13 protein-coding genes and 1 pseudogene are annotated in these 15,362 nt (G+C 64.1%); 6 read left to right on the top strand and 8 right to left on the bottom strand.

Features of this window, described 5'->3' with window-relative positions:
* Window positions 1-17 precede the first annotated feature (17 nt).
* Window positions 18-413, bottom strand: coding sequence for a transcriptional regulator (locus tag GA0070561_RS18770; RefSeq protein ID WP_091402451.1), 396 nt, complete (start codon window positions 411-413; stop codon window positions 18-20).
* 993 nt (window positions 414-1,406) lie between these two features.
* Between GA0070561_RS18770 and GA0070561_RS18775 the strand changes: the two genes are divergently transcribed.
* On the top strand, window positions 1,407-1,847 hold the full coding sequence (locus GA0070561_RS18775; RefSeq protein WP_091403533.1) for a hypothetical protein: 441 nt from the start codon (window positions 1,407-1,409) through the stop codon (window positions 1,845-1,847).
* Window positions 1,848-2,374: 527 nt separating this feature from the next.
* On the opposite strand, the gene GA0070561_RS18780 is transcribed toward GA0070561_RS18775, so the two are convergent.
* The 6 genes from GA0070561_RS18780 to GA0070561_RS34285 form a co-directional block, all read right to left on the bottom strand.
* Window positions 2,375-2,878 carry a hypothetical protein gene (locus tag GA0070561_RS18780; RefSeq protein ID WP_091402454.1) on the bottom strand — a complete coding sequence of 168 codons (504 nt, stop codon included), beginning with the start codon at window positions 2,876-2,878 and terminating at the stop codon, window positions 2,375-2,377.
* Window positions 2,875-3,192 (bottom strand): PadR family transcriptional regulator, encoded by a 318-nt coding sequence (locus GA0070561_RS18785; RefSeq protein WP_244166304.1) that lies wholly within the window; start codon window positions 3,190-3,192, stop codon window positions 2,875-2,877. The genes GA0070561_RS18780 and GA0070561_RS18785 overlap by 4 nt, the downstream gene beginning before the upstream one ends.
* A gap of 590 nt (window positions 3,193-3,782) precedes the next feature.
* On the bottom strand, window positions 3,783-4,559 hold the full coding sequence (locus GA0070561_RS18790; RefSeq protein WP_244166305.1) for a glycosyltransferase family 2 protein: 777 nt from the start codon (window positions 4,557-4,559) through the stop codon (window positions 3,783-3,785).
* Window positions 4,547-5,368 (bottom strand): GntR family transcriptional regulator, encoded by an 822-nt coding sequence (locus GA0070561_RS18795; protein WP_091402461.1) that lies wholly within the window; start codon window positions 5,366-5,368, stop codon window positions 4,547-4,549. Before GA0070561_RS18795 ends, GA0070561_RS18790 begins: the two co-directional genes overlap by 13 nt.
* Window positions 5,369-5,517: 149 nt before the next feature.
* The gene (locus GA0070561_RS18800) at window positions 5,518-5,763 is read right to left on the bottom strand and encodes a precorrin-4 C11-methyltransferase (RefSeq protein ID WP_091402463.1); all 246 of its coding nucleotides are present in this window, start codon (window positions 5,761-5,763) and stop codon (window positions 5,518-5,520) included.
* A 91-nt stretch (window positions 5,764-5,854) separates the two neighbouring features.
* Window positions 5,855-6,190, bottom strand: a complete 336-nt coding sequence (locus tag GA0070561_RS34285; RefSeq protein ID WP_244166307.1) for a hypothetical protein — start codon at window positions 6,188-6,190, stop codon at window positions 5,855-5,857.
* 548 nt (window positions 6,191-6,738) lie between these two features.
* Here GA0070561_RS34285 and GA0070561_RS34740 point away from each other — a divergent pair.
* Window positions 6,739-6,894 (top strand): annotated as a pseudogene (locus tag GA0070561_RS34740) (GntR family transcriptional regulator); the annotation flags it as partial.
* Window positions 6,895-6,921: 27 nt separating this feature from the next.
* On the opposite strand, the gene GA0070561_RS34290 reads toward GA0070561_RS34740, so the two are convergent.
* On the bottom strand, window positions 6,922-7,089 hold the full coding sequence (locus GA0070561_RS34290; RefSeq protein WP_244166308.1) for a hypothetical protein: 168 nt from the start codon (window positions 7,087-7,089) through the stop codon (window positions 6,922-6,924).
* A gap of 525 nt (window positions 7,090-7,614) precedes the next feature.
* On the opposite strand from GA0070561_RS34290, the gene GA0070561_RS18815 reads away from it, so the two are divergent.
* The 4 genes from GA0070561_RS18815 (at window position 7,615) to GA0070561_RS18830 (ending at window position 14,874) form a co-directional block, all read left to right on the top strand.
* A complete protein-coding gene (locus GA0070561_RS18815) occupies window positions 7,615-8,175 on the top strand; it encodes a hypothetical protein (RefSeq protein ID WP_141710399.1) in 561 nt (186 codons plus the stop codon).
* On the top strand, window positions 8,172-10,355 hold the full coding sequence (locus GA0070561_RS18820; RefSeq protein ID WP_091402470.1) for an ATP-binding protein: 2,184 nt from the start codon (window positions 8,172-8,174) through the stop codon (window positions 10,353-10,355). The genes GA0070561_RS18815 and GA0070561_RS18820 overlap by 4 nt, the downstream gene beginning before the upstream one ends.
* A 78-nt stretch (window positions 10,356-10,433) precedes the next feature.
* Window positions 10,434-12,554: a hypothetical protein gene (locus GA0070561_RS18825; protein WP_091402473.1), complete on the top strand. Its 2,121-nt coding sequence runs from the start codon at window positions 10,434-10,436 to the stop codon at window positions 12,552-12,554.
* Between the two features lie 244 nt (window positions 12,555-12,798).
* Complete coding sequence (locus GA0070561_RS18830) at window positions 12,799-14,874, top strand: KAP family P-loop NTPase fold protein (RefSeq protein WP_091402475.1); 2,076 nt, start codon at window positions 12,799-12,801, stop codon at window positions 14,872-14,874.
* Window positions 14,875-15,362: the final 488 nt, after the last annotated feature.

The following is a 15,362-nucleotide window of genomic DNA, read 5'->3' on the forward strand; positions in this document are numbered from 1 at the left end:
GCCCCCACCAGATGCGGCTACTGCGCCGCCTTCGTCGCCACGCCCGCCGGGGCACGCATCCCGGTCGCCCGCAGCGAATACGCCATCCGACCGTTGTTGCCCACGTACGGCGTGACCGTCATGCCGTCGAACTCCACCGCCTCGAACAGGCCACCCGTCGGCGGCACCGGCTGGTAGTCCGCCGAGATCTTCACCGTCGTCTCCCGCGACCGCTTCCCCAGCTCCGGATCCAGGTCCATCACCCGGACCTGCCACACCCGCTGGCCGGTCAGCTTGTCCTTCGCCGGGCTACGCCGACCGGTCTTCTCGTCGTAGTCCTCGACCTCGCCCAGAGACTCGGGGACCAACGCGCACCCCGCCGGGAACACGTCCTCACACCGCACCGCGAACCTCGTGCCGCCTCGCAGAGCCATTGCTCAACCTCCAGCTTGTTAACTTGTCTGCCAAGTTGAGATCCAAGGTAGATGGCACTTGGCAGACAAGTCAACAAGTTGCGCGATTCTGGCCTGGAAGGTCAAGGCCAGCAACGACGAGTGCTGCGGGAGGAGTGCTCCCCGACTCGTGAAAGTCCATCGACGGTCACGGGTCCCGCGCGCCACGAGCCGGCAGAGGCGCGGCGCCAAGGGGAACGCTCGCGCAGAGGCTCGCTCCAAGAGGAGGGCTAGTGCGCTCCCCATAGCGCCCGCACCTCTAGCTGCTACACCAATACGGGTCGGACGAGACCGTGCCTGGCGGCGAACAGAACCACGGTCCGCCGGTTACTCGCACGCCATACTCGATAGCTTTACTACTTCCAATACGGCGCGTATGACATCTACCTATCAGGGTTCGTGTGTAAGTTGGTGCACGAACCGAAGGTTAGGTTGTGATTGTTAGTTGCGTTGAACGTTCAGCGCAACGCGAAGCGACGATCGCGACCTGCGCCGACGGCCGGAACGGAGGAAGCCCCCGCAACCGACCCGCCAAGGACAAGCTGCGGAGGCGTCCAACCCCCGAGGGGGATGAGTTCGGTCTAGTAGCCGGACTCATCCTCCTCGGTGCCAGCGCCAGACCAGGCAGTTGCCAGCACCAGCAGCCTGATGATCAAGAAAATTAACTCGATCAGGGAGCCGGCTCCGGCCCTTCCGGGTGCCCGTTGCCGACCGGACCCGCGCTTCCCTCGAGACCGGCTTTTCTTGCTCGGCATCACTCGACCTCCTCTAGGTTGGGAGCGGCCTTATCGCCTTCTGAACGTGCGACGATGGCCGCCCTGCCCACCAGAGGTAATCGGTGAACTGCCATCGGTGATGCTAGACCGCAGTGGGCTCATGAATGGCGTGACGCGCTGGCGAGATCCGTATTCGGCCAACGCTGGACACCTTCAAGCCGACATGGGTAGAAGGCTTGCGTACGGGTATTGCTGCGCCATGAGCAGCAAGAAGTCAATAGACGAACTCCACTCACGCCCTGCGGGTGTCAACGACACCACTGTGGAAGCGCTGGGGGATCTGAGCAAGGCACTGGAGACCGTTCACCGGGTACGCGGTCACCTGTACTCGGCGCACCAACTCGTCGGCGGCGCGGATCTCACCCTTGACCGGGTGGTGAGGCTGCTCCGGGAGGCGGGCCACGACGAGATGGCCGACCGGGTCGAGCACGAGCTGTTGGGGCGCAACGTGCTACCGGGCCGGTGGACGTTCCAGATCGTGGAGGAGTTCGACGACGGCTACTACGCCGCGTTCCAGGAGATCGAGCGGGACGCGCGGGAGAAGCTAGCCGGCGGTCGGCGGCACATCTTCGAGGCGGAGATGAAGGAGCGGCGCCGCACCCACGGGATGCCGGGTCACGAAGCTAGGCCGGAGGCATGAGCAGCAGGCTGCCCGCGCAACCATCGAGGCCCGAGGCTCAGCCCTCACCCCGGCAACCCGCACGCCTGCCTAGCATTCGGCAGGTTCCCCACTATCGGGTGACGACGTGTAGGCCTCCGCCGTGGAGAACTTGAACCTCACCGTAGGTGTCGACGTGCTGCCGGCCGCGCCGATGTGATCCCCCGCCCCGCTGGGAACGCCCGCCGCGACGACTGGGTGGCGTACTGGCTGGGTCAGGGCATGACCCAAGTCGACATCGACGAACTGAACCGCGACCAGCTCGCGGCTAGGAGCCGGAGGTGATCGGCGAACCCGAGCCCACCGACCAGGGCGCCACGGTGCCGCACCGGATGCCCGACACCACCGCCGCGCAAACCGCCCCGCAGCTCGCCGATCCAGCGACCGAACCGGTGGAGCGGCCGGGTCAGGGGTGCCTGCAAGGGCGACTGGGTGGAGTACGCGGTGTGCCGGGGTATGGCCCGGGAGGCTGCCGAGGAGTCAACCGTCCCGCAGCTCGCCGCCTGCGACTACGACACCCTGTTCAGCCTCGAACGCCGCCGTTGACGGATCTCGGCAACCAGGCCGACAAGCATCGCAAGCGAGCCCAGGAGCATTGTGACGATGAAGGGCGTCAGCTCTTCACGGTCCACCACGAACGCAAGACCCGCACTCGCGATGCCGCCGACACACATCAACGCGGGCGGTCCCAGCCCGCGCATCTCCTCATCGGTTCGCAGTTCTGCCAGCCTGCGCTTGTGGCCGATAAGAATCGCAACGACCGTCCGCGGCACAGCCCTCCGCGCTGCCCCCACGCTGAACTGGGTGGCCGTCAGAAGCTTGAGTAGCTTCCCGGGCCGCTCCTCGATGATCGCGGTCCACTCCTCGGCGTACCCGGCGGCTACGTCCGGGTCGGTCGTCCACCGGTAGGCCGCCCAGCGGACCAGCCGCCGTGCGGCCCACGGTGAGAGGTCGGTCATCTCGTTGACCAGCAGGCCAAGGATGACGCCGATGACGATCTCCCAGCCGTTCATGCCTCACACCAGCCGATGGCCAGGCGGGCGCGCACCGTCTGTGCGGGTTTCGGCTGCCGCGCGGCGATCAGTTCGCGGGCGCTGGACGTGCCGTGCGGGGTAAGGCGGTAGTAGCGGCGGCGAGGCTTACCCGGCTCGGCCTCGTCCTCCCACCGGGAGGTGACCCACTTCGACTCGGCGAGCCGTTCGAGGATCTTGTAGATCGTCGGGCCCGATTTCCCGGTCGTCTTCATGATTGCCCAGCCGTGCAGCTCATAACCATCTGCGGCGAGGAGGGCATACAGGACAGCCAGGAGTGGCCCGGTGATGCGCACGGGTCCATCCGACATGGCCTTAACGATACTAGGTGAAATAAGGGTCCGTCAATCGCTGACCAGGTGGTGAAGCATGGCCCGGTCGTGTGGAACCACGGCGAAGCCGAACGGCTCCTCCATTCTGAATCAGGGCCCGTCGGCCGAGAGATGACCCGCAAGGGCGAACGGGTCGTCCCCGAACAACGCCACACCGCCGCCCCCGGACGGCTCCTACGGCCGCGAACCCGGGTACATGCGCGACCACATCAGCCCGGCTGGGCCGCGACACATCGGCCTGTACGTCGACGTGGGCACCGACGCGAAACCCTCGCAGAGAACCCCGACCACCAGACGCGGCTTAGCCCGTCCATCAACGGCCCTATCACCAAGGCGGCCGCGACGACGGCCGCCCTCGCCTACGCGGATGCCCTGCTCGCCCTTGACGGTCACCCCAGCCGATGACCGGCGCTGCGTGCCTGGCCGTCGACCCCGACAGCATCTTCGGCAACAATCGAGCGGGAGGCGCAGAAAGAGGAATACTCGTAGACTCAGCATTCCGCTTGAGAGCAGGAGCGCAGCCACGCTCCTACCGGCACTGCCGGGTCAAGTGGCTACGCCGGAGGCATGAGCAGCAGGCCGCCAGGCAGCATTGCAGCCAGAGCTGCCGCTCTGGCCCCAATGATCTTCATTCGTGCCTGGTACTCGGCCGGTTCCCGATGCGAGGCCTGGCTGGTGACCTGTCCGGGCCACTTGCGGTAGAGCAGGCCGTATTCGCGGGTGAAGTAGCCCGCGCTGACCGCGTTGGCGGCGAGCAGGAGGCCGGTGTCCTCGGAGGCGGGCAGGGCCATCCAGCCGCCCAGGGCGAAGACGAGATCCCGCCGCAGGCACAGGGTCGCCGGATGCACCGAGGCCCGGTAGCCGTTGGCCTGCCAGAACGACAGGACCGAACCGCGGTCGATGACCCCGCCGGCCGGGTCCTTGTCCCATCCGGCCGTCGACCCGTCGGGCAGCAGGTCGAGTACCCGCGAGGTGGTCCAGCCGATCTGCGGGTGCGCATCGAACGCGGCGATGTCCCGGGCGAGCGCGCCGGGGGTCAACTGGTCGTCGGCGTCCAGCACCTTGATGAATTGCCCGGTGACCCGGGAGAGCGCGAGGGTACGGGCAACACCAGGCCCACCGGGACGGCCGGTGCCCAGACTGACCCGGGGATCGTCGGGCAGCGCGTCGACCAGGGCGCCGGTCTGACCGTCCTCTTGAACGAGCCATTCCCAGTCCCAACCGACAGGCATCTCCTGCTTGGCCAACGACTCGTAGGCGCCAGCCAAGTGCTCGATGCTGGGCGCGTGAACCGGAGTGATGACCGAGACGAGCTGCGTCAAGTTTTCCACCGCTGGAGTTTGTGGGAGTAGACAAGCTCGGTGCGGTCCCCCGGCATCACCACGTCGGCGACCTCGACGATTCGGCCGGTGGTGTCGGTCGAAGTCTTCCGCACGGTGAGCACGGAGACACCCGGGTCGATGTCCAACAACTCGGCCTCGTCCGGCGACGGTGGGCGGGCGCGGATCTCGTCGTCGATTCGGTCCAGCTCGATGCCGAGCGTGTAGAGCTGGTGCTGTGTGCCGCCCGGCCACGGTTCTTTGCCCGCGTCGAGCAGGTCCGGGTTCGCGGCCACCAGGTCATGAGGCAGGTAGGAGTACGACACGGTCAGCGGTGCGTTCTCGTGCCGCGAGGACGTCCAGTAGACCCGGCGCAGCAGCGGCGTTCCAGGCTCGACCTGCAAGGCCGCCGCCATCTCCGCATCAGCCTTCACCTGGGAGTACTCGGCGTGGAACTTCAGGTCATCGACGGTCAGGCCGGTGTCGTGCTCGGTGGCGCCAGTCTTCAGCCGCTCGTCCTCGTCGAGCAGGACGCGATCCTTCTCCCACTGGTACCGCTCGGTGTTGCGACGGCGTACCCGCTGGCGGGGTGCCCGCACGTAGGTGCCGCGCCCCTGCTCCGCGCGGACCAGGCCCCATTCCCGGAGCTGCCGGATGGCATTGCGGACGCTGGTACGCGACAGGCCCGAGGTGTCGGCCAATTCGGTCTCGCTGGGCATCAGAGTCCCGGGGGCCAGCTCGCCGCCCACGATCTTCGCCCGCAACTCTTCCGCGAGTTGCAGGTAGCGAGGGCGCCAGTCCCGGCCTTGCACACCGGTCACCGTACCCCCTAGACGTTCCAACGTCTGCCAGGTGGTCCCGCCGGCGGGCCGCTCAGGAACCGGCGGTACGGCTATCGCTGCTCGCGGTGGCCGCGCAGGGCGCAGGCCAGGAGTACGAGGAACGGCTGAGCCTCGACGGGTGTTAGCGTTCACCGCGTCTCTCCAGCCTGCTCGCCGCCTTCTGCCGGTGTCAGCATCTCCAGCTGGGCGTACACCAGCTCGTCGATGAGCCGGTCCACCTGCGCGGGCGACAGAAGCACGGTCTGCGTCGCGCCGTATCGGGTCGCGTCGAGCTTCACGGCCAGGTCCCGGCGGGCGAACCGGTCGACGATCAGTTGGACGGTGACCCAGCCGGTCCGCTCCCGTCCAATGGTGGAGAGAAGCCCGCGGTGCATCGGGTCGTTCGGTCCACAGCCCCGACACCACACCGGGCACACGGCCGGCGCGATCGACGACGGCGACCAGCGCCGCGTGACGGGGATGCCCTCACTCATCGTCGACCCCCTCCAGACCGAGTACCTGCGTTACGAGGTCGCTAAGTTGCTGGGCCAGTTCAACCGTCTGCGGCAACGACAACTCAGCCCAAGCGTTCCCGCCCCGGCACGTCACGTGAACGCCGACCATGGCACCACCCAAAGCCTCAGCACTGATGAGGTACGTGACGACGAGCCCGCCCGCCCGACTCTCACCAACCCGCTGCATCGAGCCGCGATGACGACGGGCCATATGCGACATCACCGGCGGCACCAGGTAGCCGCAGCGATCCGGGGCGCACCAATCCGGGTGGCTCGTGACGGCAGCCGGCTTGTTCGTACGACTCATCGCGGCCACCGCCCGCCGTTGCCTCGGAAGAGCTGGGCTCGCGTCATCAAGGGCACATGCCGGAGCGCAGGCAATTCGCGGGTGATGTCCGTCGACCACGGCGGCGAGAAGGTCGTAGGAGCCGCGAGAGAACTCGACGGAACGTTGCCGCCGGCATACCAGTCAGATGGGCGCCCCCGAGACCACCAGGACGAGAACCAACGGTGTCGACGATGGGAGCCGGACATCGCACCTCCACGGGTAGACGGGGACCGGTGGTCAGCCACGGGGAATGCGGCCTACCACCGGCCCGGATGAAGGCACGGCGCACCGTCCGACGCCGGACGGATCGGGTATCGCCAAGCCAACTTGTCCGCGCGGCTACCGCAACCGGTCCGACAGGACGCCGCGCATCACATGCGGCCGCTCCAGGGTGAAACACCCCTGACACGAGCCGTCACCTCGACCGCACACCAGGAAACGTATCTACAAGTGGACGAGTTGTCTAGGCATCCAAATAGGTCGTTTGCTTGGCACTTGGTAAGACAAGTGCCAGGTACGGTGAGCAGGTGCCCACCCCGCACTACGGACAGCCCCGCTACCGCGTAATCGCCGACGAGCTGAAGGGGCGGATCGCGAGCGGTGCCATTCCGCCCGGGGCGCTCTTGCCAGCCGAGAGCGCGCTCACTGCAGAGTTTCGGGCGAGTCGCGGCACAATCCGCCAAGCCATAGCCGCCCTGCGCGAAGCAGGCTTAGTTGTCACTGAGCACGGCCGCGGCACTCACGCGAATCCCCGCTGGCAAGAGACTCAGCGGGATGAGGTATCCGAGACAGAAACGCGCCAGCGCCAGGTCGCGGCCGACGCGGAACTTGCGGCCCTCTTCGCTGTCGAGGTCGGTACAGCCCTGGTTGAACAGCAACACCTCACCCGAACAAACGGAACCGTCGGAACAGTCGTTAGGACCTACCGACTGCATCGAACTAAGCAGTAACGCCTGGTCGCATCGAATCGGACCACTGCAGTCGCTCAGGCTGTGACGGCTCGGCACCTGCGACATTTAGTACTGCCGCATATCCGACAAACATGGGTACCGCGAACGATGGCAACCCGGGGTCTTCATCGGCGACCGATCTCAAGGGTCAGCGGTCGGTTTTGCGCGACGCGCCTAGCTGCGAAGGCCGCAGTTGCGCCCATATGGCGGATCGCCTTCGGTGCTCGGCGGCCGGTAGCGTGCCAGTCGGTCACGTCAACGTCACCGTGGGAAGTGGGTGCTGGGATGACCGAAGCCGCAGGTACCGCGGGCGCCGAGGGGCGACCTGCCGCGACCAGGACGCAACACGCCGTTCGTGTGTTGGTTCTGCTTGCCGAGTGCGGAGAACCCGTACGGGACGGCGATCCGACGAACGCTGTGAGGGTTATCCGTAGCGAACTGAGACTCCAGGCCATGGACTTCTGGATGCGCAACCCGGACTACCTCGCCGATGAGCTGGTGACGATGATTGAGGCGCGAAAGATCCATGACGATCACCTCAACGTCGCGTGGTCGTTGCTCAATGACCCCGAGCCAGACCTGCGTTGGTACCCGATGCCGCGCTGGTTCTTTGGTGCCTATGAGCAGCTCGACGATGCCTTCGCCATGCTTGAGACATACGGTCTCGCAATGCTCCAGCGAACTGGGCAGCCAGGCAAGAAGAGCCAGCGCAACCAGTTCTTCCTGACGCAGGAAGGTGCCGACGCAGCCATCGAATTAGCAGAGGAGCCCTTGCTCGGCTGGTACGCGAAGCAGGTGAAGCGGGTGAAACTTGTTGCCGGCGATGATGTCGGTCAGCGCCTCAAGGACCGGCAGTACCAGCAAGCCACCTACGCGGGTACGGAGCTAGGCCTCGATATCGCCCCAATCGCATCCCGGGTACAGCACCGTCTCGCCGCTCTCAGGGCATCTGTGCTGACCCAATCAAGAACGATTGTCGCTGCCAGCGCAGACAGCACCGGAGGTTATGCGTGAGCACCCTTGCCGAAGAGGTCGTCCGGATCCTTGCCAGGCGGCGTGGCGACAGACGGCACCTTCTTGCCGCAGACGAGGTCGACGCGATCCTGGAAGACCTCAAGATCCCAGCCTCGGCGACCAAAGCGATTCCAGTGCCGCTTCGCGTTACGCGCATCCACTTCAGCGGGACCAAGCTACTCAAGCCGACACATCCCGACGCTGATGGCCGCGACGCCATCGAGGTCACCGAAGGCGCTTTCCATAACCAGACCAGCATTACCGGAGCGGCCCAGGATGACATCTCCATCTTGTTCGGCGAGGAGCCAGACGAGGTGCAGACGACCGAGGACGCGTCGACCATACGACTCGTCCCCGTACCCTTCAGCTTCCAGTGGCGCCCGCAAACCGGCGTCAATGGAATCGGCTCAGGTCGCAACCTGCGTGGCAAGTCAACAATACTCAACGTCCTCATGTGGTCGTTAACCGGTAGATGCGCAAGGTTCCAGGATGACATCAAACAATGGATACAACACGTCGAAGTCGATTGGACCGTCGGCCCCGAGCGGCTCCAGGTCACCTTCGACAGCCGGGACGGCCACGCGGCGGGGCAGGTAGTCAAGCTCGGCGACGTCGGTGGGCCCGACAGGCCGCACGTTTTGGGCGAGTTTGACGGCGAAGACTTCGGAGCGGTGATGGGCTCGCTCATGATGCCCCGCCTCCACCTCGAGCACATCCCCGTCTGGACTTACACACAGACGCGCGTGCACGCATGGCCAGCTTACTCAAGCGCCTTCGTCGTCCGCGCCAACCAGCTAGACCCCATCGTCGGCAATGAACAAACCCTTGGCATCCGAATGATGCAAATGTTCGTCGGTACCCAGTGGGCACCCGCCCAAGCCGCCGCAACGACCGCCAGACGCGGGATGGAGGCCGAGCAGTCCTCCGCAGCGGCGAAAGCGATAGCCGCTGGGGACGCAGTGCGCCAAAACCGCGTAAACGCCCAGCAAGCAGTCGATGCAGTGAAAGAAAAGGTCGCCGCGCTCCCGGCAGAGGATTCTGACCTGAAGACGGTACTGAACCTTTCGACCCGGGCCTCCGAGCTCGCACGGCAGGTGCATCTACTTGAAGGCAAGCTGATTGCGCAAGCCGAACTTGCCGATACTGCGCGACAGCAGCTCAGAGCTGCCAAAGCCCGTCGCCACACTAAGCACGAGACCGCGCTTGCGACTAGATTCTTTCACCGCATGCGCCCCAGCGTCTGTCCGCGCTGCACAGCTGAAGTGACAGCCGAGCGACAGGCGGCTGAACCCACCAAACACGAATGCTCGGTCTGCACGAGTAGCCTCAATCTTGAGGCGCTCGAGTCTGACGTAATTGTCGCCGCATCGGTACCCGCCGCAGTCACCTCGGCGCTCATGACAAGGGCCACAACGTCTGACACGGTCGATGATGGTCCCGTCGACGAAATTGAGGCAGCTACGGCAGCGCTCAGCGCCGCAGAACAACGAACCACGATTCTTCAGCAACAGATCCGCGAGCTTGCCAGCCAACGCGATATCGCAGCAGCAGAGGCCGAAGCCAGCCGTGGTCTGCTGCGCGCGGCCGAAAGCCGCCGAACTTTGGAAATCGAGCTAGCGCGCGCTGAAGGCGCCCTCGACGCACTGACCCAGTCAAGCGACCCCACCGTCATCGATCCGGTTGACCCTGTACGTGCAGCCGTGGCAGGCGCCGCAGAACAGGTACTCCAGAGGTGGGTAAAAGACGAACAAGACCCACTACTCAAGCTAATTTCCACCGACGTCGAGCGCCTAGCGGACAGCTTCGGGGCCAACAACCTCAGCCGCATCAGGCTAAACGGCGCTGCGAGCATGTCGATGCTGAAGGGCGCCCGGAGTGTCACATACACCGACCTTACCGAAGGCGAGAAGCTCCGCGTTAAGATCGCCACTGCCATCGCACTCGTTAAGCACGGCTACGCAAACAACATCGGCCGACACCCCGGCCTGCTCGTCTTGGACTCCCCGGCAGCAGAAGAAATGCCCGAAGCAGATCTAGCGACAATGGTCGAAGCGCTCCAAGAAGTCGCCCAAGAGGCTGAGATGCAGATCTTCGTAGCGACCCGCAACGCCGGCCCCCTCGTTGCGCTCCTCCCCGCCGCCAGCAGGGTGGTAGCCGAAGCGGACAACTACGTGTGGTGACAAGCGGCAAACTCGCCGCGCGGAAGTCCCAGATTCCACACTAGGCTCGCACCACACGCCAGGCTCGAGGAGGGACGCATGACGAACCCATCGTCCACCGATCTTGCCGGCGACCTCATGATATTGCTCGCCCGGGCTCCAGGCCGTCCCCCGGACATCAACGCACTTACGAGTCTCGGCGGCTGGGAACGCGTCGCCTCCGACGGCGCGGCGATGGCTGACAGCGCCGTACTCACCCCGCTCGTCGCGCTGGTTGTACAGGACGCTGCCGACCCCAACAACCGAACAAGCGCCTACACCGCTGCGATGAGCGCGGTCACCACAGCCATAACGCGAACCATGAACCCCGCGGTCTTCGCCGACAGCCTCAACACCCTACTGAGCTGCCCCGCAGCTCTTGCCGAGTCCCGAATCGGCCTTGCGACGGAGCTTGAGGATATAGTCAGAAGCTTCTGCAAGCTCCTCAACCCGACCACTCGAGCGGCCCAGCGAGCAGCGGATGCCCTCGAAGCGCTCACTCGGCTGAGCCTCGCCGACGATGACCCGCCATTCGACTTGTTTGCACTTCTGAAGAAGTTCGACGCACCTGCCCCGAAGCCAGTCGCAATAGCCGTCATTCGGGCAGTGGGTACCGTTGTCGACCACTGGCCGCACGCAGCGTCCCTAGCCCGCGTAGTTCGGTTAGTCGCAGGCATGGACAGGCCCTCGAGCGCAGTTCAGCATGACGTGGACCCGGAAGATGTTGCATCCGATGCTGCGTGGACATTAGCCGGAATCGAACTGATTGATGCACTCCGCGCATCCGACCTGGCGGCAATGGCCATGCACCTCGAAGCATCGGCAGCGTACCTAGACACCGCTCGAGACAACTACGAGCGCGAAGACGCGGACATTCTGCTCGCAGTCGTTCAACTCTTGCTTTCATTGCTCCAGCAATCAGGGGTGCCCCCAACCGTCACATCCCTGGCAACGCCGCACCTCGAGCCGCAAGCTCTCGACCATCTTAGCGAACGCGTACGCAGGATCAACGTCGCGTCGGTGGGGCTGAATCACTGGTACGGCGACCCGAAACGAGCAGCACTTGCTGCCTGGAGCCGATTAGCCGACGACTTAGGGAGGCTTCGAGAGGAATTTGACCGCAACAGCTTTTACAAGGCTGCAGTAGTCGTGGACCACCTATTGCAAATATACGTTGGTTCCCGCTCAGTGGAAGTCGTACGCCGCGAAGACGATGTCGACGGAATTTTAAGCCTCGTTCAGCCGATCATCGAAACGGGGTTTGCCAGAACCGCTGGCCTTCTGAGCAACCTCGAAGATCACACAGAGGAGCTTGAACAACAAATTAGTACAGCTACCACCGCCGACCAGCAGGTCATTCTGTCCGAGCAACTTGAGGCGGCTCGCGCAGTCCTGACTGCTGCTCGATCGCACGCCCTCGGAGGAGCTGGTCAGGGAAAAGGCGACGGCGGTACGGCAGGCATGCCGCTGCCGCCGCCACTTAGCCAACTCGTTCCAGCCGGATCAAATGCGGCCAACGACCTAGGAACGCTTTCGGAAGTTACCCTAGGCGAACTCGCCCGAGCGATTGACAACCGGACCATTGGCAGGCGCAGCCTCAATTTGATCGAGACGAGAATTTACTCAAGCATTCGAGCTGCCCTCGCTTCAAGCCCCGACTACCGGGATGAAGTAGCAATCACAGTCGACGAACTCCTACGAATCGTTATCCGATTCGTAACGACTCGGACAAATAGGCAATCCGACCGGTTCCCATACCTATTCGACACAGCGGCCAAAGAAGACAGTATCCACCATGACCTCGATGGCTACCTTACGCTAAGCGACCTCGGCTCAACCGTTGAATACGAAGTCCAGCATGTTGCGGGCGGACGTATTGATTTGCGGCTCAAGTTCGACGGCTTTGCGATTCATATCGAGATGAAGGTCGACTCAACCAAAGTCCCGATGAGCGATAAGACTGCCTACCTCAAGCAGGCCGCAGCCTATCAGGGTACCGACATCCGAATCGGCTTCCTCGTCGCCCTACGACACAAGGCGTTCGACCCGACAGGACCAGCGCCGCACCTGAGCGAGTTGATTGGGCATACCACGTTCGACATCGAGGGAGACGGCACCCCGAGACACATCATCACGGTTCAGGTGCCTGGCAGCCGCACCAAGCCCTCGGACATGAGATAGCTATAGAGATAGCTAATGTGAAACGCACCTCTGCTAGGTGATGCGCAACAGGTGCCGGAGATCTTGGGGTGGCAGATGCCGACAACGAAACGTCCCCTCATGGCTGATATGAGGGGCGGGGCGTCCGGCCCTTGTCACAAGTAGCGGAGTCTGGTGCCCACGTGCTGAGACTCGGAGCCGGGACGCCAGCCGAGTCGCAGCACGTGCCGTAGGGACTGTTGAAGCTGAGTGGCACAGTGGACCCATGGCGAGCGTCGGCGACAACCCCATCAGTGGTGCGGAACATGACCTACTCAAGCGCAGCGTGGGCGCGGCGAATATCGCAGGTGGCATCCGCGACGTCGATGCGTCCGGAGGCTACGTCGTTGGGGTCTTTGGTCCCTGGGGCTCAGGCAAGACCTCGATTGTCAACATGATTGGCGAAGCCCTTCGGGCGGAGCCGGCCCTGCCGGTCATCGAGTTCAACCCCTGGATGTTCTCGGGAACCGACGAGCTGGTCCAAACGTTCTTCCGCGAGCTTGCCGCTCAGATGCGTTTGAAGGGTCCGAAGGTCGCGGCCATCGCCGAGTCGGTGAACACCTACGCCGACCTCCTTAGCCCGGTCGAAGCCCTGCCCGTCGTTGGCGCTTGGTTCAACCGGTTCAGGGGTGCCACGAAGGTCATCGCGGAGTATCAGGAGAAGCGCAAGGGAAGCATCGCGGACCAACGCCACAAGCTGGCCGTCGAGCTCGCAAAGCTGGATCGACCCATCGTAGTAGTCATCGACGACATCGACCGGCTCGAGTCGACCGAGATCCGGGACATCTTCAAGTTGGTTCGACTGACGGCAAGCTTCCCGAACCTTGTGTACGTCCTCGCCCTTGACCGCGTCCGCGTGGAGGCCGCCCTCGGCCAATCCGGATTCGATGGCCGCGCCTACCTGGAGAAGATCATACAGCTCGGCATCGACGTCCCGTCGGTCCCGAACTCCGTCTTGCTTCGGCTACTGGGCGAGTCGCTCCAGGAGGCCGTTTCTGATCTGGGTGTGCTGGAGAGGTTCGACGAAGAAGCCTGGCCAGACATTCTCATGGAGATAGTCAGGCCACTCATCACGAACATGCGCGACATCGCCCGATACTGCGCCGCGGTCCGCGCTACATCCCGCACGCTAGGCAGCCAGGTCGAGTTCGTCGACGTGCTAGCGCTCGAGGCCATCCGAGTCTTTCTCCCTGACGTCTTCCAGTCGGTCGTGGCAGGCCGCGACGGACTCACCACCACCTCGTCAGCGAGCTTCAACCCGCGATACGAGAACCCCCGCCTGAAGGAGCAGGTGGATGCAGTCGTAGCAGGTGGCGCCAAGAAGCCTGAAGTCGTCAAAGCTCTCATCGAGCGGATCTTCCCAGCTGCACGCCGGCACATCGGTTCGAACAACTATGACTCGTCGTGGCAGTCAGGTTGGCTCAGAGGGCGTCGGGTCGCTCACCCAGATGTCTTCGCACTCTACTTGGAACAGGTCAGCAACGACGGCATGCGCGCCTTCGGAAACGCCGAAGCAGCATTCGCTCTTCTCGATGATGAGCGCGCGCTCGATGCTCTGCTCCGCAGCTGCGAGATCAGCGAACTCGAGGACGTCGTCAGCGCCCTGGAAGCCTTTGAGACCGAGTTCCCGGTAGACGCTGTCGTACCCGCATCCCGTGTATTGCTGAACCTCCTGCCGGACATGCCGGAACGGCCACGCGGGATAATGACCCTCGTTGACGCCAGACTGGTCGTAGTGCGTGTTGTCCTGCGCCTCCTGCGCCGTCTCGAGACACCTGACGAGGTGATGGACGCAGCCAATTCAATCCTGCCCGAGGTACCGCACTTCGCCTCCAGGTTCGAGCTCATCACCATCGTCGGATATCGAGAAGGCGCCGGCCACCGCCTCGTCTCAGAGACCGATGCGAAGGTACTCGAGAAGCAGTTTCATGAACAGTTGGCGGCGGCACCCTCCAGTAGACTTGCCAACGAGAAGGGGCTGCTCCGCCTCCTGTATTCGCCCAAGTTCTTCGGCGACGATGCCGATGTTGTGCACGTGGACCCCAAAGACATTCCGCTCTGTCGTGCGCTACTGCTTGATGCGCAGTCCATCGTCCGCAGCCAGCAGGTGGACAGACGCTCGGTCCAAAAGAGCGTGCGAATGAACTGGGATGTTCTCGTCGAAGTCCTCGGCGGAGAACCAGCTGTCAAGGAGGCTGTCGACGCGCTCCGCAGCACCGCGGACGACGAGTTAAATTCCGCAATCGAACTCGCCGACAAGTACCTTTCCGGTTGGCGGCCATCCGAGTGGGGCGACGACTGATCGTTCACCTCTCCGATGCGGTCGCACTTCGCCACACACCGATTCGACTTATCCGGATCTGCTGCAGTGGGCCCGATCAGGTGCCGCAGATCAGTTGACGAACGTCTGTAGCACCTCAGTCGACGGATGACAGCTTGTGAGCCGACTGTATTGCCGAATTGAGCTATTTCGGATCAAGGCGCCGCGCTCCGCGCGGCGCGGGCGGTGAGCCGGCCGGCGGCAAGCCGCCCCGGCCGCCTCCGGCGCCGGGGCGGAGAGCCACCGACTGCCGCCGGACCGCCGCCCCGAACTCCGCTGAATAGGACGCAGCACGACCACGGCCAGGCGGCACGGAAGCCGGCAGGTCGACCTGATCGAGAGCCGGGGCTTCCGGCTGCCGCGCCAGTCCAACCCCGGGACTGGCTTGCCCCCGACCTACCTCCCGCAGTCAGCGGGGCCCAACAGACCACCCTGAGCCGGTCGCACACGGCGCGGCCCACGCAGCCCCA

This window comes from Micromonospora saelicesensis (assembly GCF_900091575.1).
Taxonomy (GTDB): domain Bacteria; phylum Actinomycetota; class Actinomycetes; order Mycobacteriales; family Micromonosporaceae; genus Micromonospora; species Micromonospora saelicesensis.